This is a genomic window from Archangium sp. (genome assembly GCF_057119385.1).
Window position 1 is genome coordinate 1 of the sequence record NZ_DBNGVP010000194.1, and the last position, 22131, is coordinate 22131.

A 22131-nucleotide genomic window follows, 5' to 3' on the forward strand; every position below is an offset into this window, starting at 1 on the left:
AAACAGAGGCGCGCTCGAGCCCGATGCACTCTTGCGGTTCCGCACGTCTCTCATTGCCGGCGGTGTCGAAGATCAAGCAGTCGCGGAAGTTCCCCCGGTCCTGCATGAACTGAACGATGGGTTGAGAGAAGCCGGCGCCTTGTGGCTGTTCGGCATGTTCCGGTCCTGGAAGCGCGCCCACTGAGCTCACAGCAGGAACGTCTGGAACGGCAGATCGCTCCTTCCATCGCCGATGCTGAGGGGCACCCATTCGCCGGGAGCATTGGGCCGGGAGTCGAAGAACCCATCACCGCCCGGGTAGGGATTGCCCACGGGTCCTTGACGCAGGCCGCAGTCGCCCGAGGAGGACAAGACGATGGCGAAGCGGGTCCCCGCCGAGAGCGCGACGGGCTCGGGGAAGGCGATCCTCGTGAACTCATCGGACGAGGGGAGCCCGGTGGAGGGAACAGTTCGTGACGCCAGGAGGGTCCCGTCTGGCAGCTCACCCTGGACCCCACGGATCTCGACCCGCAGCTCGCCCGAGGCGCAAGACACGGGCAGGGCCACTTCGCCCAGGTATCCATCGCTTCCAGCCGTCACGACCTGGGCGAGCTTCTGCTCGCTCTCCCCGCCAATGGCAGACACAGCCTCCGATGAGGTGCTCGGCTGTTGTTGATCGAGCAGGAAGACCGCGAAGGGCGAAGAGACCGTCACGAGCGCCCTGGCATCCTTCGGCTCGGCCCTGGCCGCGAGCGTGTAGCCCATGCCACGCGAGTCGATGCTCAGGCCCTCGAACGAGGCGATCCCCATCGCGTTGGTCGAAGCGGTGGTACTTCCCGAAAGTGTCCCCTGGCCCGGGTTGGTCTCGAGCGAGAGCGAGACGGTGACTCCTGAAACGGGCATGCCTTCCGCGTCCAGTGCCTTGAGCTGGATGGCGGGAGCGAGCCGGGTCCCAACGGTCGCGCGGCCTGGCTGGGTGAGGAAGACGAGCTGCGTGGGGGGCAGGGGCCCGGAGCAGGCCAGGGAGAGGAGCGCCACCAGCAAGAGGCCGTGGCGGGTCGGGGGAAGACGGCAGTGCCGCGTATCCATTCTTGACTCCATTCAGGTGCCCGGGGCGGACACCGTGCCGTGGCTCGGGGCCAACCCCCGAGGAACTGGCGGGTGTCATTAGCATGAACCGCGCCAGGGCTCGGGCAGCGGAAAGGGGCGGAGCCAACCCTGGTCGACATGTCGACGATGCGTCGATAACCGTTTTCGAGGCGTCGAAGTGTCTCCCGCCGGTGGTTCAGGGCGAGGCGGCGGTGGTGAAGTCGCGCCACGCGGAAGAGCTGATGGCGCCATCGACCCGGTGCCTCAACAGCTACCGGAAGCGGTGGCGCCCTCACCGAGGCTCACGTTCTCGCGCCACCCGAAGCCCGTGTAGCGCGAGGGGATGGCGGTCGGCGTCGTCCGCACGGGTTGCAGCGAATAGAGCGTGCCGGTGGTGACGGCCGGACCTGCCCATTGCACTTGCGCCGAGTAGGTGCGCCCGGAAGCGTTGTTGTTGAGATGGAGCACCGAGGGTTCCGCGCGGACCTCCGGCGAGGCGAACAGCACGATGGGGTCGCCCGTGGCCGTGTCGCCACCGGAGAGGTTCCCCTCCAGGGTCCCCGTGCGAGGCGTCGGCGCAAGGGTTCCGAGGAGGGTGAGCGTGAGGGTTTGACGCGAGAGTCCCCTGTAGACCGTGGCGATCCGCGAGCCATTGGCCAGCACGGCGACGTCATAGGGGGCTTTCACTCCCGTGAGACTGAAGGCGCCTGAGCTGTCCGTGACGGTGGGGGCCGTGCGGCCCAGGACGAGAATCGAGGCATTCGGGACTGGGTTCCCCTGGGTGTCCACCAACGTCCCGCTCACGGACAGGCTGGTGGGCGGGGTGCCTCCATCTCCGGAGCCCGCATCGGGATTCATCGGGTCGGAGCCTCGACTCTCGGGACACGCCGCCAGCAGCACGGCGCAACAGCACAACAGCAATGACGTTCTCTTCATTGGACAGCGGGAGTCGTCTGCGCCCATGGCCCGGCGAACCTACAGCGCGGCCCCGTCGAGTGTGAGGTCGAAGAGGCCCCGCGCACTCCACGTCCAAGTCGAACGTACGCAACGCATGAGAGGGATGGCCTCTGGGCCGCTGCTTCCGGCGCGACGGACGGCTCCTCGAGACCGCGCCCCCACCCGGCGACGGCCCGGTGGGTTCCACCTGGTGCTTGACGACCCATAAGCGAAGGCTTATGTGTTGGGCATGCAGAGCGCGGCCGAGTCCGAGAACAAGATCTTCCAGGCGCTGGCGGACCCCAGCCGGAGGGCGATCTTCGAGTCCCTCACGCAGGGCGAGGCCGCGGTGAAGGATCTCACGGCGCGTTTCGACATCTCGCAGCCGGCGGTTTCACAGCACCTCGCCGCGCTGAAGGACGCCGGGCTGGTGGACAGCCGGCGCGAGGGGCGCTGCGTCTACTACCGGGTGGAGCCGCGCGGCATGAAGCCCCTCATCGACTGGATCTCCCGCTACCGCGCCTTCTGGACGGAGCGCGTGGGCCGCCTCGAACAGCTGCTCGACAAAATGGACCAATGAACCCCACCGACAAGACCGCTCCCTCCCAGACCGCATCCCTCTCCCTCGAGTTCGATTTGCGGCATCCGCCCGAGAAGGTGTGGCGGGCGCTGACCATCCCCGAGCTGCTCAACGAGTGGCTTCTCCCCATCGTCGAGCTCCACCTCGAACCGGGGGCCTCGTTCACCTTCAAGGCGCAGCCGCAGCCCGGCTGGGATGGGACCGTGAACTGCCGGTTCCTGGAGATCGAAAAGCACAAGAAGCTCAGCTACGCGTGGGTCGTCGGCGACTTCCTCGACACCGTCGTGACCTTCACCCTGACGCCCACGGCGTCGGGCACCCGGTTGTTCCTGGAGCAGTCCGGCTTCAGGCCTGAGCAGAAGCAGAACTTCGGTGGTGCGCGTTACGGCTGGAAGATGATGGGCGGGAAGCTCGTCGACCTGCTCGCGAGGGTCTCATGAACTGGAACAGGTGGATTCGGGAAACGCATCGCTGGCTGTCCATTGCCTTCACGGTGGCCGTCATCGCCAACATCGGCCTCAAGTTCACCGAGAAGCCCGGCGCGGAGGCGGCGGGACCGGATCAGACCGCCATGCGGGTGGGCATGCTGGCGCTGTTCCCTCTCATCGTGCTCCTGTTCACCGGTCTGTATCTGTTCGCGCTGCCGTATGCGGCCAGGTGGCGCAGGGCCGGCGCACCGGTAGTCGAGCAGCAACCCCGTACGCACCTGGAGTGACGGCGATGCCCGGCAAGACGACGAAGAAGGCCCCGGCGAAGAAGACAGTGGCGAAGAAGACGGCCGCGAAGAAGCCCGCCGCCGGGCGTGTCGCGGCGAAGGCGGCGAAGCCGGGCAAGGCCGCCGCCAGCTCTTCAGCGCCCATGAGCGCCTCCGCGCGGATCGACCAGCGGATCGCGAGCCTGGGCGATTGGCGAGGGGCGCGGTTGGCGGAGATCCGCAAGCTCATCCACGAGGTCGACCCCGAGGTGGTCGAGGACTGGAAGTGGATGGGGACGCCCGTGTGGTCGCACGAGGGGATGTACGTTCTCGCCAACCCTCACAAGGACAAGGTGAAGATCACCTTCTTCCACGGGGCCCAGCTCCCCGACCCCCAGAAGCTCTTCAACGCGGGGCTCGAGGGGGGCAAGTGGCGGGCGATCGACCTTCGCGAGGGAGACAAGCTCGACACGCCCGCTCTCAAGGCGTTGCTGCGCGCGGCGGTGGCCTACAACACCGCGCACCCGGTGCCCAAGAGCAAGGGCTCGAGAGCGTAGAGCGCGGGGCGCGGTGGAGGGCCGCCGGGCCTAGACCGCCGGCGCGCTGCCCTTCCCCTTCGTGGAGACCCAGGAGCCCTGGCGCCAGGCCATGGCCTCCTCCCGCCCGGCATCGAGCTGGAAGAGGTAGAGCCACTCGTTCTCCACCAGCTGGCGCACGTGCGGGTGCTTCTCCAGCACCCGCTCGATGGCGGGACGCGGGGCCTCGATGAACACGCTCAGGCGCAGCGGCGTGTGCATCCAGCGCGAGCCGTCATGCAGCGACTGCATCGGCAGCCCGATGCGCAGGTCCCCTCCATTGCCCTCGAAGACCCCGACGTTGCCGCCCACGACGTTGTGCAACACCTTGTTGCCACTGCCGTAGCGCGCGTTGTCCACCGTGGAGGCGTAGTACTGGAGGTTGATCCAGTGCGTCACCACCATCGGCGCCGTCATGATGAGCTCGAGGATGGCGAAGTCCGTGTCCTCCTCCCAGCGGTAGTCGTGCAGGAAGGACCTGCCGGCCAGGTCCACGTGCCGGCAGTGCTCGCGCGGCGCGACGATGAACGCCGCGTTGTTGGCGAGCCCCCACTCGGGCCGCACCTGCGACCAGTCCCGGGCTCGCGCGGAGACGGCCTCGCGCAACGCCTCCCCCTCGAGCCCCGGCAGCCCCAGGTGCACCGCCCGCTCGGCCCGCGTCCAGTGGCCCGCCTCGTCGAGCCAGCCCTTCAGCGTGGACACCTCCTCCTGGTGGCTCCCGGGCAGCTCGTCCAGGTCGAACAGCTCGACCGCGTCCGTCGTCGTGTTGTGCAGCCCCGCGACGAAGCGCGTGCTCCCGGGCACCTCGATGCCCCGCGCCGCGAGGCCCTCGCGCACCTCCGGCTCGTTGAGCAGCGCCGCCACGGCCCGGGCGTTGACCTCGCCCGTCTGTCCGCAGCACGCACCGCAGTCGAGCCCCGCCGCATGCGGGTTGTTGACCGTCTCGCTGCCATGGCCGATGAGCACCACGAGCCGGGCGAAGCCGCGGGTGAGGCTCATGGCCCGGAGGATGCCCGCCGCCAGCTCGCACCGCGCCGCCAGCCCCAGCTCTCCGCCTCCCGCCACCCCGGTCAGCCGCGGCTTGCGGTGCGCGTGCTCGGCGTCCGAGAGCCCGGCGCGCTCCGGGAGCGGCACCGGCCGGCCGAGGCCCAGGCTGTCACTCACCAGCCTGCCCGCGGAGAAGAGGCCCAGGGCCTCGACGAAGGAGAAGCCAGACACCGCGCCCGTCTTGAATTGCTTCCACAGGGCGCTGAAGTCGAGCCGCTGGGCGCGCCGGGTGGCCACCGCCTCCGGCACCTCCGTGTCGGTGACGCGCAGCCGGGGCGCGAGCAGTCCGGGCAGTTGCGGCCGGGTGGCCGGGGAGGCCAGCGGCTGGTACTCGATGGGCAACCCGAAGAACCCCGCGAACCCGAGCGTCTGCACCGAGGGGCTCTGCAGCTCGAGCGCCCGGCGGAACACCTCGGAGCGCACGTCGATGCAGAACACGGCCTGGACCGAGGGATTCGAGACGCGGTCCTTCCCGAGCCCCGCCGGAAGCTGACGGCAGAGCGTGTCCTGGTAGGCGAGCTCGAGCGCCCGGTGCAGCACCCAGTCATCCGCCTGGGACTCCTCGGCGGCGCGGTCGATGGCGGTCCAGCCGGCCATGGCCACCTGCCACCGCGCGGCCACGGCCTGCCCACCGGAGCGGTGCAGCAGCCACTCCCACGCGAGACGGATGGCGAGCAGCTCCACGAGGTGCCCGTCGCTCCGGCCCTCGAGCCGTGCCGTCCAGCGCCGGTACGCGCACCAGGCCGCCCAGCCATTGATGTCCAGCAGGAGCGACGTGAGGTAGTGCTCGCGCTCGGCGGGCGCGATGTCCAGCGCGGTGAGGGCCGAGGCGATGAGCGCGCCTGCGTCTCCCGGCAGCTCGCGCACCAGGTCGCGGTACTCCTTCAGGCCCATGAGGAGCGCGGGGCTCCGGTCGTCCTGGGCCTGCCGGTGCCAGCTCGCGTAGAGGCCTCCCCGCCGGTCCGGGCCGAGCTGCGCCTGGCCCTGGTCGAAGTACGCGGCGCAGAACTGGCTCAGGCTGTGCGTCACGAAGTCGTGCCAGGACATGCCATGGACGAGGTCTCTCCGGTTGTCGAGCACGTCCGTCACCCGCGCGCGGCGCGGGGGCGGCGGCGAGTCGAGCTCGAGCAGGGCCGTCATCCGCTCCACCGTCCGGGGCGAGTCGAGCTGGACGAGGGCCTCGCGCAGGTGCTCGGTGCGGAAGCGGCCCGTGCGCCACTGCTCGCGGTACCAGGCGCGTGGCATCAACAGCCGGCTGCCGGAGAGCGACGTCAGGCGGGCGGAGACCTCCGGGAGCGGCGCGTCGATGAAGTTCCAGAAGGGGTTGACCGCGATGAACCGGTCCAGCGGCCAGGTGGGGGCGATGCGGGCGCAGGCGCGCTCGACGGCCTCCTCGAGTCCAGCCGGGCCCAGCAGCTCCAGGGCGGCGGTGGTGGTGGGGGGGGTGGCGGTGTGCGTCTGGCCCATGGTCAGGCCTCCAGGGTCTCGATGACGGGGGAAGGACGGCCGTGGGGGGCGCGGGGCGGGAGCCTCGGGGGCCAGAGCCGGAAGGTGAGGCGGGTGAAGCTCTCGTCGAGGTAGAGCCCGGCGAAGAGGCGCGGGTAGAGCGTGCGCGCCAGGCGTCCCTCGGGCCGCGCGTGCATGACGGCCTGGAGCACGAAGAGCAGCCCGAAGCCCACGAGGACGAGGGCCAGCCGCGGTGCCATGGCTCCGTCCTGGGCCGGCGCGGCGAGCAGCTGCCCGAAGGCCGTGTGCCAGGTGAAGGAGAGCGTGGCGACACCCAGGGCGCTGAGCCCCACCGTGACGAGGCGGCGCCAGCCCCCGCCCACGCCGCGCACGAGGAGCGGCGTGAGTGCCAGGCCCATGACCCCGGCGAGGGCCCACGCGGCGGGCTGCTGGCGCGAGCTCGCACCGGACAGGGTGCCCACCGCGGTGACGGCGAGGAGCGCGACGCCCGCCGCGGCGAACCACCGGCCGAGCCCCACCGGCTCCCGCTTCGCCACGAGCGCCTGCGTGCGCCACTGGTCCACGGTGCTGCCCGAGCTCAGGAAGGCGTGGGCCTTGTAGAGCGAGTGCGCCACCAGGTGCAGCAGCGCGAAGGACCAGGCGCCCAGGCCGCACTGCACCAGCATGAAGCCCATCTGCGCGCAGGTGGACCACGCGAGCGACACCTTGATGCTCACCCGGGTGGTCATCACCAGCGCCGCCACCACCGCCGTCGTGGTGCCGATGAGGACGAGCAGCGTCTGCGCGAGCTCGGCCTTCGCCATGAGGGGCGCGAGGCGGATCATCAGGAAGCCGCCGATGTTCACGATTCCCGCGTGCAGGAGCGCGGAGACGGGGGTGGGGGCCTCCATCACCTGGAGGAGCCAGCCGTGGAAGGGGAGCTGGGCGCTCTTGAGCGACACCCCGAGCACCAGCAGCACGGTGGCCGCCTGCACCGCCGCGGGGAGCGAGGGGGTGGCCTCGGCCCAGGCATGGAGGTCCGCGAGCTCCAGGCTGCCCACGTGCGAGCCGAGGAGCGCGAGGGCGCCGAGCATGCACAGGTCCGCCACGCGGCTGACGAGGAACTTCTTGTGGGCCGCGACGAGCGCCTGCGTCCTGTCGGCGTAGAAGGTGAGCAACTGGTGGAGCGTCAGGCTGGCCGCCATCCAGGCGAGCACGAGCACCAGCAGGTTGCTGGAGAGGATGAGCACCATCACCGCGGCGAGCGTGGCCAGGAGCCAGCGCAGGTAGCGGGGCCGTCCGGGGTCCCCGTGCAGGTACGCCCGGGAGAAGCGCAGGATGACGAGGCCGATGAAGCCGACCAGCGCCAGCATGACGAGGGTCACCCCATCGAGCCGCACGCCCGGAAGCAACAGGTGCTGCGTGGTGAGGAAGTCGTTCATGCGGGGAGATGTACTCACCCCGAACGTTCATGAAAAATTCATAATAGAGCTTGGAGCGTTCTGTTCTATGGAACGGCCATGGCGGAGACCGTCCTCAACTTCCATCACCTGCGGTACTTCTGGGCCGTCGCGAAGGACGGCAACCTGACGCGGGCGGCGCGGCGCCTGCGGGTGTCGCAGTCGGCGCTGTCCACGCAGATCAAACAGCTCGAGGAGCAGCTCGGACAGGCGCTCTTCGTGCGCGAGGGGCGCGGGCTGGAGCTGACCGAGGCGGGCCGTATCGCCCTGGAGTACGCGGAGGGCATCTTCACGGCCGGCGGCGAGCTGCTCGCGACGCTGAAGGACGGCCGGCGGCGAGAGCACGTGCTGCGGGTGGGTGCCGTCGCCACGCTCTCGCGCAACATCCAGGAGTCCTTCATCAAACCGCTGCTCGAGGAGCCCGGCGTGCAACTGCGCCTGCTGTCCGGGAGCCTCGACGAGCTGCTCCACCGGCTGGAGGCGCACGCGTTGGATCTGGTGCTCTCCAACCGGCCGGTGCAACGGGACGCGGGGCGGCCCTGGCACTGCCGCCGCATCGCCCAGCAGCGCGTCAGCCTGGTGGGCCGGCCCCGGGAGAAGGCCTTCCGCTTCCCCCGGGACATCGCCAGTGTGTCCATGCTCCTGCCGGGCCCGGACAGCGAGCTGCGCGCCGCGTTCGACGCGCTGTGCGAGCAGCTCGGCGTGCGCGTGCGCGTCCTCGCGGAGGTGGATGACATGGCGATGATGCGTCTGCTCGCGCGCGATGCCCGGGCCGTCGCGCTGCTGCCCTCGGTGGTCGTCCGGGACGAGCTGCGCGGCGGCGTGCTGCAGGAGTACTGCGTCGTGCCGGGCCTGCACGAGAGCTTCTACGCCATCACCGTGGAGCGCCAATACCAGCACCCGCTGCTGCGGCCCCTGCTCTCGCGCAGCGAGGACGAGCTGCTGGCCATGGGCCGCGACGCTCCGGACGGCGAGGACGCCTGAGGCGGCGCGGGCGGCAACGCTGGTTGGTCAACGGTGCGGGAGCGCCCCCGTGTCAGCCGTCCCCCTCGGTGGTGTATGCACCATGCGGGGAGGACAGCGAACCATGCTCAAGGTGGCCATCATCGTCGGAAGCACGCGTCCGGGCCGCAAGGCCGAGGCCGTGGCCCGTTGGGTCCTCGAGCTCGCGAAGACGCGCACCGACGCGGACTTCGAGCTCGTGGACATCCAGGACTTCCAGCTGCCGCTGCTCGACGAGCCGGTACCGCCCGCCATGGGGCAGTACACGAAGCCGCATACCCAGGCCTGGGCCGCGAAGATCGACGCCTTCGACGCCTACGTCTTCGTGACGCCCGAGTACAACCACGGCACGTCCGGCGCGCTCAAGAACGCCATCGACTTCCTGTACCGCGAGTGGAACAACAAGGCGGCGGGCTTCGTCAGCTATGGCAGCGCCGGGGGAACGCGCGCCGTGGAGCAGCTGCGTCTGGTCATGGGCGAGCTACAGGTCGCCGACGTGCGAGCCCAGGTCATGCTCTCGCTGCGCACCGACTTCGAGAACTACACCACCTTCAAGCCGGCGCCCCACCACGAGGCGTCGGTCAAGGCCATGCTCGACCAGGTCATCGCCTGGGGTGGGGCGTTGAAGCCGCTGCGGAAGAAGTGACGCGGCGGCCGGTCATTCCCAGTCGTACGCGATGTCGGCGATCTTCCCCGCGGAATCCAGGCGGAAGGTCCACTTCATCGTGACATCCTCGCCGTACACCGCGCGGTAGACGCGCTTGCGCGAGTCTCCGTCCTTCTGGTCCTCGAGCAGCGTCAACCGGCGCAGCGGCGGCATGAGGGCATTGCCCGGAGTGCCGAAGCCCTGGAGAACGGGCAGCAGCTCCTGCTGGGCGCTCGGCGCGAAGGCGGCGGCATCGAGCGTGCCCTGGAGCAGGCCGTCCACCGCTCCGCGAAGCACCTCCGTCAGCGCCGGCTCCGCGTCCGGAATGCCCGGGGCGTTCAGCTCCGGCAGCGGCGGCAGGTAGAGGCTCGCGATGTTGGGGGCCAGCAGGGGCAGCAGCGCCTGCTCGTTGGTCAGGACGATGACCGTCAGCTTCTTCTCCGGAACGCGCAGCACGTCCCCCAGCGCGCCGCCCCCGGAGTGCCCGAAGGTCTTCAAGCCCCGCAGCGTGCCGTGGGTGAAGGCCACGCCGAAGTCGCCCTCGCGGCCGTCGTTCAGCTTGAAGGGCGTGGCGGCGGCCTGTTGCGACTCGGGCGTCAGCAGCGTGCCCTGGTCCATGGCCACGGCCCAGCGGACGAGGTCCCTCACGCAGGAGAACGCTCCGCCCGCGGAGTAGGTGTGGGGCGGGTAGAGGAACCAGGCACGCTGCTGCGCGCCGTCCTCGTAGCGGTAGGTGGTGGCCCGGCGGGGGATGACGTCGGCGATGCGCACCGGCCCCTGCTGCCGCGCGTGCTCGAAGCGCGTGCACGTGAAGCCGAGCGGCTCGAAGACGCGGCCGCGCAGCAGCTCCTCGAAGCCCTGGCCCGTCACCTTCTCCAGCACGTGGGTGAGCACGACGAAGTCCGTGAGGCCATACGCGCTGCGCTCGCCGGGCGTGTACTCCAGCGGCGCCTTGCGGGCGGACTCATACCGCTCGGCGACCGAGGCGTCGGTGCGGGTCTGCTCCTCGGAACCCTTCTTCAAACCCGACGCCACGCCCGACGTGTGGGCGGCGAGGTGCCGCACGGTGAGCCCCTTCCACGTCTCGGGCGCGTCGGGCAGGTACGTCGAGAGCGGCTCGTCCAGGCCGAGCTTCCCCTCCTGCGCCAGCAGCATCACCAGCGTGCCGGTGAAGATCTTCGTGGCGGAGGCGATCTGGAACGCGGTGTCCGGTCCGCTCTTCGCCTCGGCTTCCAGGTCCGCGAGGCCGTAGGTGGAGAGGTTCTCGAGGTGACCGTCGCGGACGACGGCCACGGCCGCGCCGGGGACATGGTTCTTCTCCAGGACGGCCTGGATGTAGGCGTCGGTGGCGCGCGCGGCGTGGGAGGTCGCGCAGCCCGCGGAGAGCAGCAGGGCGGGCAGGAGGAGGAGGGCAAGGGAGCTCGAACGCATGCGCCCCCGGCTAGCAGTCGAGGACGGGCCTGTCGACAGGACCTTGCCTTCGGGCCTCCAGGCTCAAGGAGCTGGAGTCCTCCGAGCCCTCACGCGCCACGAGGGCCGCCGAGCGGTTGCGGGCCCTGCCCGCCTTCACGCGCCTGTCTCCGGGGGAGCTGCTCGCCCGCGGGGACTCGGTGCGCCGCAAGCACGCGCTGGCCGTCATCGCCCACGAGCACGGCCACGCCTCCTGGGCCGAGCTCGAGCAGGCCCTGGGCGAGGACGAGGACGCGCCGCCCCGGCTCGGCACGAGGAGCCGGGCGTGGACCTCGAGGAGGAGCTGCAGGTGCTGCTGGCCCTCTGGCTGGACCGGCTGCGCCCCTATGGGGATGCCGGGTACAACGCCATGCCGTCGTGAGACTCCTGCTCCCCGGGGCGCCACAGCCAGGCGGCGCCTCGGACGCCACTCGAGTCGCCGTGCAGCGCGGGGCGCAGGGGCGTGTCCACCTCCGCGCCGAAGACCCAGCGGGCCCACAGCTCCGGCACCAACCGGTACAGCGCGGAGACATTGGACATGCCGCCGCCCAGCACGATGACGTCCGGGTCCAGGATGTCGATGACGTGGGCGAGGCCGCGCGCCAGCCGCTCCGCGTAGCGCTGGAGCACCGTGACGGCGGCGGGCTCACCGGCCTCGGCGCGCGCGGCGATGTCCGGCCCGGGGAGGCGGGTGCCGGTGAGGCGCGCGTAGTCGTTCTCGAAGCCGGTGCCGGACACCCACGTCTCCAGGCAGCCGCGCTTGCCGCAGTAGCAGTCCGGGCCGGGAGTCTCCTCCGGCGTGGCCCAGGGCAGCGGGTTGTGGCCCCACTCGCCGCCCACGCCATTGCGGCCCACATGCGGGCGCCCGCCGAGCGCCACGCCCGCCCCCGTCCCCGTGCCGAGGATGGCGGCGAACACCACGGCCTCGCCCGCGGCGGCGCCGTCGCTGGCCTCGGACACGGCCAGACAGTTGGCGTCATTGGCCAGACGGACGGGGCGGCCCAGCACCCGCGCCAGGTCCCGGTCCAGCGCACGTCCATTCAGCCACACCGAGTTGGCGTTCTTCACGAGCCCGGTGCGTGAGGACAGGGTGCCCGGAATGCCCACGCCCACGCTGCCGCGCTGGCCCGTCTGTCTTTCCAGCCGCGCGCACAGCCGGGCGATGGTCTGGAGTGTCCCCTCGTAATCATCTCGCGGGGTGGGGACGCGGTGGCGCCCCAGCTCGCGTCCGTCGTCGCCGAGGGCGAGCGCCTCGATCTTCGTTCCGCCGAGGTCGATGCCGATGCGCACGTGTTGCCTCCTGGACGGCGAGGATGCCACGCATTGCAAGGGAAGCCCCTGCCTTTTCATGGGCGGACGTCAGGAAAAAAGCAGCCCGGGTGGATTCAAACGAGACACGCTGAATCGAGACAGACAGCGAGGCACCCGGTGCTAGAGTGGCACGCCTTTCCCCCCAACCCCCAACGAAGGAGCCGGACATGAAGAGCCCCTGGCTGAACGCAGTGGTCCTCGCGGTGGCACTGGCGGCGAGCGCTTGCGGCCCCACGGACGAGACGCAGGAGCTGGAGCAGGGCAACGTCGAGCAGCAGCTGCCGATGTGTGACGAGAATGGCGTGTGCCCCACGGGCTACTACTGTGACGGCAGCGTCTGCCGCCGGGGCCTCGTCGATGCGATGCTGTATGCGTGCACCGCCGACGGCCGATGCCCCACGGGCTACTACTGTGACGGCAGCGTCTGCCGCCGGGAGCTCGCGGCCCAGTAGATTCAGGAGAGCGCGGGCCTGAAGGGCCGCGCGCGAAGTGCCCGTGGGCTGTCTCGAGCAGGTCAGCCCACGGGCGGAGTCAGCGTTTCAGCAGCCGCTGCGGCAGTCCTGATAGCAGTTGGAGCTGTTCTCGATGCCACCGCAGTAGCCATCGCCGCACCAGGTGCCGTAGGTGCAGTCCTCGGGACAGGTGGACGGCTCCCCCTGGTTGCAGAAGCCATCGCCGCAGACGTAGAGGCCGTTCACCGGCTCGCGCTGCTGCTCGGGCGCGGCGAGGCAGCCGCCGGAGCAGTCCTGATAGCAGTTGGAGCTGTTCTCGGGGCCGCCGCAGTAGCCATCGCCGCACCAGGTGCCGTAGGTGCAGTCCTCGGGACAGGTGGACGGCTCCCCCCGGTTGCAGAAGGCATCGCCACACACGTAGAGGGCCGCCTCGTGCTGCCCCTGGGCCGTCTCGGGGGACTCCGTGCCGTCCACCGGGCCACACGCCGCCATCATCAGGGACGACAGTGCCGCAACCACCACTCCGGTCCACTTGCTCATGCAAGCTCCTTGGAAAAGGGAAATCCGGAGGTTACCAGACAGCCAGCCGTCGCCGAACCGGGGCCGCCTCGCACTTGCGCAGCCGAGCGGGCTCGACGCGGCTGGCTGCCCTGCCTTGCCGGGAACCGTTCAGCGTCCCACGTTTCCCACGATGGAATGGGCTCCGGGAGGGACGGGATGCTGCAACCGCTGATGGCGCTGCTGGCCATGGCCAGTCTCGGCGCGGCTGGAGGGACGGCCACTCCGCCGCGCTGCACGGTGGACTCCGGCTCGGGACCGCTCACCGTCCTGCGCGCCGAGGACTGCACCGAGCTGACGCGGTTGCGCGAAGAGCGGGACTCGTTGCGCCAGCGCTTGAGCGAGGTCCAGCGGGAGCCCGGCGAGGGCGCCACGGGGGGCTCGGGCGAGGAAGGCATCGCCGAGCCGCCGTCACCACCACCGCCGCCCGCCGCGACCCTGGAAGCGGCTCCTCGAGCGGAGCCGGGCGCGGTGACGGAGGAGCTGCGCGCGCTGCGCCGGGAGGTGGCGGAGCTGCGGCAATCCCTGTCGGAGGCGGAGGCCCGCCGCGCCGCGCCGGTGGAAGCGCCGAAAGCCGAGCCGCCCGCGCGGGAGGAGAAGTCCGAGCGCGAGGAGGCGCTGGAGCTGCTGCGCAACACGGACATGCTGACGGTGCAGAACGCCAACCCGGCGGAGCGGCAGGTGCTGGGCGAGGTGAACGTGGCCAACCGCACGCAGACGGGCGAGGTGGGTTTCATCCTGGAGCCACAGGTGCGGGTGGGGACGCCGTGGAAGGTGGAGTTCGGCGCGGGCGCGCAATTACAGAACCTCGCGGGCGAGCAGTCGGGCACCACGGGCGCGGTGTCCGCCTATGCGCTGGGGCAGTTCTTGGATGAGAAGGGCGCCCGGCCGCAGTTGGCGTTGTGGGGCCAGGTGACGAGCCCGCAGGGGGACGAGGGCGTGAGCGCGGAGGCGCGGGTGCTGGCGACGAAGACGTTCGGCCAGACGCGGCTGCACGGCAACGTGGGCTACAGCGCCCGCCAGGACTCGGCGGATGACTACCTGCTGGGAGTCGCGGCGGACCATCCCATTGGCGACCGGCTGCTGCTGCAGGGCGATGCGTACTACGTGAATCCCCTGGGCGAGGGCGCGGCCTCGGTGAACGCGAGCGTGGGCACGGGCGTCCGGGTGGGCCGTGCGTTCGTGGTGACGGGGGCGGTGGGTGTGAACGCGACGAATGTCGATGTGGCGCCACGGCTGTTGTTCGGGGTGCTCGGGCGCATCTAGGGAGGAAGACATGCCCATTCTCTACTTGCTGATGGGGCTGGGGCTGCTGGCACTGTGGGTGGTGGCGCTGGTGCAGGGGGGCGTGGTGGGCTGGTTCCTCTGGCTGACCTTCGGGGTGGCCATCGGCGTGGTGATGCTGGCCATCCTCCACTTCGCCTACGAGTGGAGGCGGAGGGCGACGTGAGCAGGTGCCGCGGCGACGCGGCGGTCGAGAGGAGGCAGGCCGTGGAGAGCTGGAAGATGCCCGAGAAGGACCTGTCGACGAACGAGCTCGTCCGGCGGGCGATGAGCGAGGCGCGGCTGTTGGCGAAGGCGGAGCTGCTCCACGCGAAGGTGGAGCTCGCGCAGGAGGTCCGCGCCGCACGGGCCTCGGGCATCTTCGTGGGCGGTGGCGCGGCGCTGGCGCTGGTGGGCCTGGCCCTGCTCTTCGTCGCGGGGGCGGCGGCGCTCGCGTTGCCGCTGTGGGCCGCGGCGCTGCTCGCGGCGGGCGTGGCCTTCGTGCTCGCGGCGGTGCTCGGTGCCATCGCCTGGACGAAGCTGCCGAAGAAGCCCATGCGCCACACGATGGAGCGCCTGTCGATGGACCTCGACGAGCTCCGCCAGCACATGGAGCTCTCGAAGCACTGAGGTCCTCGCGGGCTTCGGATGGCTGGCCACACACCGCGCCGGGCCGCTAGGGTTCCGCGTGCGCCGGGGGCCATGCGGGCTCCCGTGACGCTTTCCGTAACACCTTCCGGAGACATCGACGATGCGGCTGCGCACGACCCTCCTGCTGGGCCTGCTCACTGGCTGTGCCACCCCGGCTTCCTCCTCGAGGACCGAGGCCCCGTCCCAGGCCCCCGCCGAGGCCGCTCCACCCCCGGCCTCCGCCGGGTCCGCTCCCGCCTCGGAGAAGAGCGACGTGAAGGCGCTCTTCGCGCGCGAGCTGGCGCCACTGTCCAAGCAGAAGGTGTCCGCGCCGGATGGCTCCTTCACGGGCGAGGTGGAGGCCACGGGCGCTCCCACGCTCCAGGCGGGCGAGGGGCTGTTCGTGCTCAGCATTCCGCTGGGCACCGGCAGTCCGCTGACGTGCTTCGTGTACTCGCAGCCGGTGGACGCGGGCGGCGCCATCTACCGGCTGGTGGAGATGGCGGGGCAGCGCACGGAGCTCCAGCGCGTGCGCATCACGGACATCCGGCTCATCGGCGAGAGCCCGGCCGTGTACGCCGAGGCCGAGTACCGGGTGAACGGGCCTCGGGGCAAGGCGGCGGGGCTGGCCAAGATGATGGTGTACGCCGATGACCGGGTGCCGCTGGTGTGCACGCACGACGAGCCGGGCTACTCGGAGAGCTTCGCGCGGGTGACGAGCGGGCTGGCCGCTTCGCTCCAGGGCTCCGGCGGGACGCCACCGGCCTCGCGCTACTTCGAGTTCAGCGTCATCCGCGTGCGGGGCCTCCCGGTGGGCTTCGAGAAGCACACCATTCGCGAGGCGGCGGGCGGCGGGCGGCTGACGGAGGTGGAGTCGAGTCTCTTCTTCCCGCGCTCGCCCCGGGAGCTGAGCGTGCACGACAGCGTCTCCTCGGAGCTGTCCGACAAGGACGGCAAGCTGGTGGCGCGCGACTTCGCCCGGGCCAGCAATGGCGAGCCCGACATCCAGATGGCGCTCGAGCAGGTGCAGGGCCGCGAGTACCACTACGAGGGCACGCACCTGGGCAAGGCGCTCAACGGCACCTTCACCGCCCCGGCGGACCTGGCCACCGAGCCGGGCACCGCGCGCCTGCTGCGCGAGCGCTTCCTGCCGGGCCCGGAGCAGGAGGTGACGCTGCACTACTACATTCCCACCGCCAACCCGGCGGCGCCGGTGCAACAGGTGCTGCGCAAGGGCGCGGCCGGCTCGCGCGAGCTGAGCGTCGAGATGGGCCCCTTGAAGGCCACGCTCACCCTGGACGCCCAGGGCATGGGCGAGAAGATGGTGGCCCCCCTGGGCGACACGGAGATGGTGCGCGAGCGCGTCCGCGTGCGCGGGACGCCGTGAAGCCCGTCTGAACGCACGTGGTATATGGCCCGCCATGCCGTCCACCGCCGGGGCCTCCCGCGCCCGCCTGCTGCTCGCCTACCTCGCCTGTTTCGTCCTCTGGGGCTCCACCTGGTCCGTCGTGAAGGTGGGCCTCCAGGACCTGCCCCCGCTGCGCTTCGCCGGGGTGCGGATGCTGCTCGCCGGCCTGGTGCTGCTGCCCTTCAGCGGATTGCTCCGCGTCCGGCCCGGCGCGCGCACCCTGGGGATGCTCATGGGCGTGGGCGTGCTGCAGATCGCCCTCCCGTATGGGCTGCTCTTCGTCGCCCAGCAGTGGATTCCCTCCAGCTGGTCCGCGCTCCTCTTCTCCACCTACGCCGTGTGGCTGCTGCTGGTGGGGCGCCTGCTGCTGCCGGATCAGCCGCTCACGCCCCTCAAGCTCCTGTCCGCGGGGCTGGGGCTCTCCGGCATCGTCGCGCTCCAGTACGAGCACCTGCACGGCGTGGGCCTCACCGGCCTGGTGCTGGCCGGGTGCGTGCTCACGCTGGTGGCCACCGTCTCCATCTCCCTGGCCAACGTGCTCGTCCGCCGCTCGCTGGCGCACGTGCCCACCCGCCTCTCCGTCTGCGTGCAGACGCTGAGCAGCTCCGTGCTGCTGCTGGCCGCCTCCGCCGCCCTCGAGTCCCACCTGCCCGGCCACTGGACGCCCCGCGCCCTGCTCTCCATCACCTACCTGGCGGTGGGCGCCACCGCCCTCACCTACCAGCTCCTCTTCTGGCTCCTCGCGCGCGTGCCCCTGGCCGTCATCGGCGTCATGCCGTTGCTGGACACGCTCGTGGCCGTGTTGCTCGGCGTGGGGATGCTCGGCGAGCGCGTGGATGCCTCGCTGCTGGTGGGCGGCGCCCTCATCCTCTCCAGCGCGGCCCTCGCCAACCTCCCGTCGTCTCCTCCCGCTCCGGCCCCCTCCGCTCCCGCCGAGGCCTCCTCCACTCCCGAGCCCCTGGCGTCTCCTCCCCGCCGGGCCGCCTGAAGTGTTCACGGGCTCTTCTCCGCCGCGCGGTGTCGGCTAGGATGCCGCACCCGCGGGGGGATGGGGCAATGTGCCCCACCGGGGGGCCGGGCGTGTCGCTCAACGAACACAGGGGGTTCCGGAAATGACCACACCCGGCGTGGACGGCGCTCACGGCGCGTTCGAGCGAGCGGCTGATCGGCTATACCTGCGCCATTCGGATGAGCCGCTGGCGGTGGCCATCGGACGGATCCTCCGGGGCGCGGTTTTACCTGGAGCCCCGGTTGTGTCAGGATTTCCGGGATGCGCATGGATGCCAGCAACCCGCCCTCCAGAAGGCGGGCAGGCCGAACGGGGCCGGTAACGGGAGGGCGCACGGCATGAGTGGCGTCAGCGGGGAAATGCATGCGGTGCGCTCCGAGGCCGAGCTCGACGTGGAGCGGCGTCTGGCATTGGCCACCATGCAGGACACCATTCGAGGGATGCACTTCCGGAGCGTGAAGGACGCGATGTTCGCGCTCCGGGGCGCGGCGGCGATGGAGGAGTGCCTGACGGAGTGCGGAGGGGTGCGCAGCTTCGTGGACCTGTTCGCCTACCCGGCCGGGGACTTCCTGCGGATGGCGAGGCGGGCGGCGTGGATGATGGAGGGGGCGGCCGGCAGCTTCGAGCAGTCGATGCGGATGCTGGGGTACATGGGGACGGCGGTGTTTTTGGGCAGCCAGGTGGGCCGGGCGATGCAGGTGCTCATCTCGGGCACGCCGCGGCGCGTGCTCGAGTACCTGCCCATGGCCTACAAGGTGGTGATGCCGGCGGGGAGCGGAATCTCCGTGAGCTTCCTGGGCCACACGCGGGCCTTCATCACCTTCGAGCGGGACTTCCTGCCGGTGCAGTACGTGGAGGGCGCGCTGGAGGCGCACCTGAAGCAGGCGGGAGCGCGCTCGGCGCGCATCGTGGGGCGGCCGAAGGCGCCGCTGAGCAGTGAGTACGAGCTGAGCTGGGACTTCTAGTCAGGGCCGCGGGGGCGGGGCGAGCACGTCGGCGCCCACGTCGGACAGGCGGGGCAGGCCGGCGAGCGCGAGCGCGTGGGCGGTGTCCTCGCGCAGCGAGTCGAGCACCTGACGCACGCCGTCCGCGCCCCCGGTGGCGAGCCCCCACAGCACGGGCCGGCCGAGCAGCACGGCGCGGGCCCCGAGGGCCAGGGCGCGCAGCACGTCGCGGCCGGAGCGCACGCCCCCATCCACGAGCACGGGGACGCGGCCCTGGGAGGCCTCGACGACTTCGGGGAGGGCCTCGGCGGTGGCGAGGGCGCCATCGAGCTGACGGCCCCCGTGGTTGGAGACGATGAGGCCGGCGGCGCCGTGGTGGAGACACTCGCGGGCGTCATCGGCGCGCAGGACGCCCTTGACGAGCACGGGGAGGCCAGAGTCCTCGCGCAGGCGGGCGATGTCCTGGAAGGTGACGTCGGGGGCCTGCTCGGCGAGGGCGCGGTGGGTGAGGCCCTCGAGGTTGGCGAGGAAGTCTTCTTCGGGGAGGGGGAGGGCGGAGTCGCCGCGGTTGCGGCGCTTGTGGCCCACGTAGGGCGTGTCCGCGGTGAGCACGAGGGCGCGGGCCCCGGCGGCGGCGGCGCGCTGGACGAGGGCGCGGGTGAGGCCGCGATCGCGGAAGACGTAGACCTGGAACCACCAGGGCCCGGCGGCGGAGGCGACGTCCTCGATGCGGCGGGAGGAGCGGGAGGAGAGGACGAGGAGGGAGCCGGCCTCGCGGGTGCCGCGAGCGGTGGCGAGCTCGGCATCGGGGTGGGCGAGGGAGTGGAAGGCGGTGGGGGCGACGAGGAGGGGGGAGGCGAGTGGGGTGCCGAGCAGCGTGGTGGAGGTGTCGACGGAGGAGACGTCGCGGAGGATGCGGGGACGAAGGCGGAGACGGGCCCAGGCGGCGGTGTTGGCGGCGAGGGTGGACTCATCGCCGGAGCCACCGGCGTAGTAGTCGAACACGGCGGAGGGCAGACGCTCGCGGGCGAGGGCCTCCAGCGCTTCGTAGGGGAGCATGGCGGGGAGTCTACACGTCGCGCTCCCTCTCCCCCTGGGAGAGGGTGGGGGTGAGGGTCTTCCCCCCGAGTGACAGGGACTCGTGGAACGCGGGCGGCGGAGCATGGCGGGGCCACGTCCGCCTGCCCGGCCCTGTGCTCGCAACGAGCCCTGTTCCGTGCTTGCCGGAGGGCTGTCTTCCTCCGGACAATCGCGGCACCGGGGGGGTCCCGGGTCTCAGAGGGAGTCAAAAGCCATCATGAAGAAGCTGGAGAACAAGGTCGCCATCGTCACGGGTGGGGGCAGCGGCATTGGCGCGGCGACGGCGAAGCTGTTCGTGGAGCAGGGCGCGAAGGTGCTCATCGTGGGCCGCGGCGAGGAGAAGCTGCGCAAGACGATGCGGGACGTGAACCACGAGCATCTCAGCTACACGGTGGCGGACGTGTCCAGGGAGGAGGACACGCAGCGCTATGTGAAGGACGCGGTGGCACGCTACGGCGGCATCGACGTGCTGGTGAGCAACGCGGGCACCGAGGGCCCCTACAAGCACATCCTCGAGCACACCGTGGAGGACTTCGACACGGTGCTGGCCACGAACGTGCGGGGCTCGTGGATGGCGGTCAAGTACGCCTTCCCCGAGCTCCAGAAGCGCGGAGGCGGCAGCGTCATCCTCACCTCGTCCATCATGGGCGTGGCGGGGTTCCCGGCACACTCGGCGTACACCACGAGCAAGCACGCGGTGGTGGGCATGGCGCGCGCGCTGGCGCATGACGGCGCGCCGTTCCACATCCGGGTGAACGCGGTGTGCCCGGGCGTCATCGACAACGACATGATGGCGTCCACGCACCGGCTGCTCGCCCCCGGCGCCGAGGAGCAGCTGAAGAGCACGCTCACCGCCCGCGTCCCCATGAAGCGCTACGGGACCAACGAGGAGATCGCCCGGATGTACCTGTTCCTCGCCAGCGACGACAGCAGCTACAGCACCGGCGGCGTGTACCTGTCCGACGGCGGCCTCACCGCCGGCCTGCTGTAATTCCTTTCAATCCCTGTCGATATCCCCTCTCCCTCCGGGAGAGGGTCAGGGTGAGGGTATCCGGGCCCGTTCTTCAAACCCGTGACCCACGGTGTGGACAGTGGGTTCAACCCGGGATGCTTCGACCTTACCCAGAATCTGTTCCTCGTCGGATAGCCTGGAGCCCTTCGGCTCCAGGCTGACGTAGCACCCGGCGTGAACAGCAAGGCTCACGGCTTCATGATGTAGTTCCTCTTCGGGCGGACGTCCTTTTCCTTCCCCGTCTTGGTGCAGAAGCGCCGCACGTCGCCATCCTTCGCGGCAGGGCTCCCCAGTCGACATCGAAGGCCCCGCGAACGACGGCTGTGACTCGGCTCGTGAAGCAGTAGCCCAAAGTTGACCGCCCCTGACAGAACTTGCCAGGGTGACTTGGCGACGCGGCCCGACCGCGCCCTTCAGTTGAGCGAGCAGGCCAGCAGGGTCACCCTGGGCTCCTGCACCCGATCGAAGCTGAATACCTCGCGCTCCTCGCCCGGGTAGAGGCGATGCTCCTTGGTATCGCTCCGCAGCTTGCCCTGATAGATCCAAGTGCGCCTTATGGTCACGGTCGCGTTCTGGTCGGATCCGTTGATCAGATACAGCCAAGCATACGTTGGATTGCCCCGGTCCTCGACCTTGACCTTGCCTTTGCAGTCGTTCGCCGCAAGCAGTTCCTGCACCTGCTCGCCCGTCGTGAAGTTCTCGCCGCCATCGGGATACTCGCGCTCTCCACTCATTCTTTCCCTCCCTGCTGTTGTTGTCCGCGCAGGCTGAGCCATCATCGGCCGGAAGTTGATGCCCTTTTTCGCAAACGGGGCATGCTCAGGCGGGTTTCGGCAGTCGACGTTGGCCCTCTAAACCCGACCGCGAATCTGCCGGATTGCATGCTCCACTCCAAGAGGGCACATCCGCTCAGCCTCGACCAGCTTGGTGAGAGCGGGCTCCATGAGTGTTTCGGATTATCGTTGCAGGCGTGATGCCGGAGATTTACGCCCTCGAGCGGTTGGTGACCCCTTGAAAGGGTGCTCCTCAAGGCCAGCGCCAGACGGCCGCCACCGGCAACTCCCGGTCCAGCCGAACGGCCCCGGGCTTGGAGCCGGGTTGCTTCCGCCAGCGCCCCTCTGGCCCGCCCAGGACGATGCACACCGGCAGCCTGCGGCCGTCCGGCAACAGCGCTTCGGTGTAGCGCCCCAGCACGGCCTCCTCCCCATCCCGGTTCTGAATCCCAGAGCCCGTCCAGAGCTTCCCGTACAACAGCGTGCCACCAGGTAGCTGCGGCGCAGTCCCCTCGCGCTGCACCACGCGGCCGACGATGGGGCCGTCGCGGTAAGTGCCCTCCTGGTACGGGTCCCCAGGCTGGTTGATGTCGACGATGGCCTGGAGCCGCATGCCCTCGTCGAGCTTCAGCTCCTCGAACATGTTGTGCCGGGCCTCGGGGGGGCAGTCCTCTGGCTCCGGCCTCACCTGGGCGGCGGGACAGCCCAGGCCTGCAGCGGTGCACAGCCACACGGTGAGGACTCCGAAGCGTGAGCGGTTGGAGGGAGTCGAGTCCTGGGGCGTGGTG

General features: G+C 70.5%; 24 protein-coding genes and 1 pseudogene. 15 read left to right on the forward strand and 10 right to left on the reverse strand.

Annotated elements, in window-relative coordinates; translation table 11 throughout:
- A partial coding sequence (locus AC16DP_RS45270) for a hypothetical protein (RefSeq protein WP_483957077.1) occupies window positions 1-184 on the forward strand: 184 nt, incomplete at its 5' end.
- Window positions 185-186: 2 nt separating this feature from the next.
- Here the strand turns inward: AC16DP_RS45270 and AC16DP_RS45275 are convergent.
- Together AC16DP_RS45275 and AC16DP_RS45280 are read right to left on the reverse strand one after the other, a co-directional pair.
- Complete coding sequence (locus tag AC16DP_RS45275) at window positions 187-1068, reverse strand: hypothetical protein (protein WP_329729175.1); 882 nt, start codon at window positions 1066-1068, stop codon at window positions 187-189.
- A gap of 264 nt (window positions 1069-1332) precedes the next feature.
- Entirely contained in the window at window positions 1333-1926 is a 594-nt protein-coding gene (locus AC16DP_RS45280) for a carboxypeptidase-like regulatory domain-containing protein (RefSeq protein ID WP_329729176.1), read from the reverse strand.
- A 328-nt stretch (window positions 1927-2254) separates the two neighbouring features.
- Here AC16DP_RS45280 and AC16DP_RS45285 point away from each other — a divergent pair, with 328 nt between their 5' ends.
- From AC16DP_RS45285 to AC16DP_RS45300, 4 genes are read left to right on the forward strand one after another with little or no spacing between them, the layout of a single operon-like run.
- On the forward strand, window positions 2255-2584 hold the full coding sequence (locus AC16DP_RS45285; protein WP_329729177.1) for an ArsR/SmtB family transcription factor: 330 nt from the start codon (window positions 2255-2257) through the stop codon (window positions 2582-2584).
- Window positions 2581-3024: an SRPBCC family protein gene (locus AC16DP_RS45290; RefSeq protein ID WP_329729178.1), complete on the forward strand. Its 444-nt coding sequence runs from the start codon at window positions 2581-2583 to the stop codon at window positions 3022-3024. The genes AC16DP_RS45285 and AC16DP_RS45290 overlap by 4 nt, the downstream gene beginning before the upstream one ends.
- On the forward strand, window positions 3021-3299 hold the full coding sequence (locus AC16DP_RS45295; RefSeq protein ID WP_329729179.1) for a hypothetical protein: 279 nt from the start codon (window positions 3021-3023) through the stop codon (window positions 3297-3299). Before AC16DP_RS45290 ends, AC16DP_RS45295 begins: the two co-directional genes overlap by 4 nt.
- A 5-nt stretch (window positions 3300-3304) precedes the next feature.
- Window positions 3305-3835, forward strand: a complete 531-nt coding sequence (locus tag AC16DP_RS45300; RefSeq protein ID WP_329729180.1) for a DUF1801 domain-containing protein — start codon at window positions 3305-3307, stop codon at window positions 3833-3835.
- Window positions 3836-3865: 30 nt separating this feature from the next.
- Here the strand turns inward: AC16DP_RS45300 and AC16DP_RS45305 are convergent, their stop codons facing one another.
- Window positions 3866-6367, reverse strand: coding sequence for a YbcC family protein (locus AC16DP_RS45305; protein ID WP_329729181.1), 2502 nt, complete (start codon window positions 6365-6367; stop codon window positions 3866-3868).
- Window positions 6368-6369: 2 nt separating this feature from the next.
- Complete coding sequence (locus AC16DP_RS45310; RefSeq protein WP_329729182.1) at window positions 6370-7788, reverse strand: NADH-quinone oxidoreductase subunit L; 1419 nt, start codon at window positions 7786-7788, stop codon at window positions 6370-6372.
- Window positions 7789-7866: 78 nt separating this feature from the next.
- Here AC16DP_RS45310 and AC16DP_RS45315 point away from each other — a divergent pair, with 78 nt between their 5' ends.
- Window positions 7867-8790, forward strand: coding sequence for a LysR family transcriptional regulator (locus tag AC16DP_RS45315; protein WP_329729183.1), 924 nt, complete (start codon window positions 7867-7869; stop codon window positions 8788-8790).
- Between the two features lie 103 nt (window positions 8791-8893).
- Window positions 8894-9454 carry an NADPH-dependent FMN reductase gene (locus AC16DP_RS45320; RefSeq protein ID WP_329729184.1) on the forward strand — a complete coding sequence of 187 codons (561 nt, stop codon included), beginning with the start codon at window positions 8894-8896 and terminating at the stop codon, window positions 9452-9454.
- A gap of 12 nt (window positions 9455-9466) precedes the next feature.
- Here the strand turns inward: AC16DP_RS45320 and AC16DP_RS45325 are convergent, their stop codons facing one another.
- Together AC16DP_RS45325 and mak are read right to left on the reverse strand one after the other, a co-directional pair.
- Window positions 9467-10885, reverse strand: a complete 1419-nt coding sequence (locus AC16DP_RS45325) for a serine hydrolase domain-containing protein (RefSeq protein ID WP_329729185.1) — start codon at window positions 10883-10885, stop codon at window positions 9467-9469.
- 363 nt (window positions 10886-11248) lie between these two features.
- Window positions 11249-12193, reverse strand: a complete 945-nt coding sequence (mak, locus tag AC16DP_RS45330; RefSeq protein WP_329729186.1) for a fructokinase — start codon at window positions 12191-12193, stop codon at window positions 11249-11251.
- Between the two features lie 188 nt (window positions 12194-12381).
- Here mak and AC16DP_RS45335 point away from each other — a divergent pair, with 188 nt between their 5' ends.
- Entirely contained in the window at window positions 12382-12666 is a 285-nt protein-coding gene (locus AC16DP_RS45335) for a hypothetical protein (RefSeq protein WP_329729187.1), read from the forward strand.
- Window positions 12667-12753: 87 nt separating this feature from the next.
- Here AC16DP_RS45335 and AC16DP_RS45340 read toward each other — a convergent pair whose 3' ends face one another.
- Window positions 12754-13206 (reverse strand): hypothetical protein, encoded by a 453-nt coding sequence (locus AC16DP_RS45340; RefSeq protein WP_329729188.1) that lies wholly within the window; start codon window positions 13204-13206, stop codon window positions 12754-12756.
- 177 nt (window positions 13207-13383) lie between these two features.
- On the opposite strand from AC16DP_RS45340, the gene AC16DP_RS45345 reads away from it, so the two are divergent.
- The 6 genes from AC16DP_RS45345 (at window position 13384) to AC16DP_RS45370 (ending at window position 18499) form a co-directional block, all read left to right on the forward strand.
- The gene (locus AC16DP_RS45345; protein WP_329729189.1) at window positions 13384-14490 is read left to right on the forward strand and encodes a hypothetical protein; all 1107 of its coding nucleotides are present in this window, start codon (window positions 13384-13386) and stop codon (window positions 14488-14490) included.
- Between the two features lie 10 nt (window positions 14491-14500).
- Entirely contained in the window at window positions 14501-14674 is a 174-nt protein-coding gene (locus AC16DP_RS45350) for a hypothetical protein (RefSeq protein ID WP_329729190.1), read from the forward strand.
- 41 nt (window positions 14675-14715) lie between these two features.
- Complete coding sequence (locus tag AC16DP_RS45355) at window positions 14716-15117, forward strand: phage holin family protein (RefSeq protein WP_483957078.1); 402 nt, start codon at window positions 14716-14718, stop codon at window positions 15115-15117.
- 121 nt (window positions 15118-15238) lie between these two features.
- Window positions 15239-16504 (forward strand): hypothetical protein, encoded by a 1266-nt coding sequence (locus AC16DP_RS45360; RefSeq protein ID WP_329729192.1) that lies wholly within the window; start codon window positions 15239-15241, stop codon window positions 16502-16504.
- Between the two features lie 34 nt (window positions 16505-16538).
- Complete coding sequence (locus tag AC16DP_RS45365) at window positions 16539-17513, forward strand: DMT family transporter (protein ID WP_329729193.1); 975 nt, start codon at window positions 16539-16541, stop codon at window positions 17511-17513.
- A 359-nt stretch (window positions 17514-17872) separates the two neighbouring features.
- A complete protein-coding gene (locus AC16DP_RS45370) occupies window positions 17873-18499 on the forward strand; it encodes a TIGR02265 family protein (protein ID WP_329729194.1) in 627 nt (208 codons plus the stop codon).
- On the opposite strand, the gene AC16DP_RS45375 is transcribed toward AC16DP_RS45370, so the two are convergent.
- Window positions 18500-19537: an alpha-hydroxy acid oxidase gene (locus AC16DP_RS45375; protein ID WP_329729195.1), complete on the reverse strand. Its 1038-nt coding sequence runs from the start codon at window positions 19535-19537 to the stop codon at window positions 18500-18502. It abuts the gene before it with no gap.
- A 238-nt stretch (window positions 19538-19775) separates the two neighbouring features.
- On the opposite strand from AC16DP_RS45375, the gene AC16DP_RS45380 reads away from it, so the two are divergent.
- The gene (locus AC16DP_RS45380) at window positions 19776-20549 is read left to right on the forward strand and encodes an SDR family NAD(P)-dependent oxidoreductase (RefSeq protein ID WP_329729196.1); all 774 of its coding nucleotides are present in this window, start codon (window positions 19776-19778) and stop codon (window positions 20547-20549) included.
- A gap of 434 nt (window positions 20550-20983) precedes the next feature.
- Here AC16DP_RS45380 and AC16DP_RS45385 read toward each other — a convergent pair whose 3' ends face one another.
- Entirely contained in the window at window positions 20984-21304 is a 321-nt protein-coding gene (locus AC16DP_RS45385) for a hypothetical protein (protein ID WP_329729197.1), read from the reverse strand.
- A gap of 292 nt (window positions 21305-21596) precedes the next feature.
- Window positions 21597-22131: pseudogene (locus AC16DP_RS45390) on the reverse strand (serine/threonine protein kinase); the annotation flags it as partial.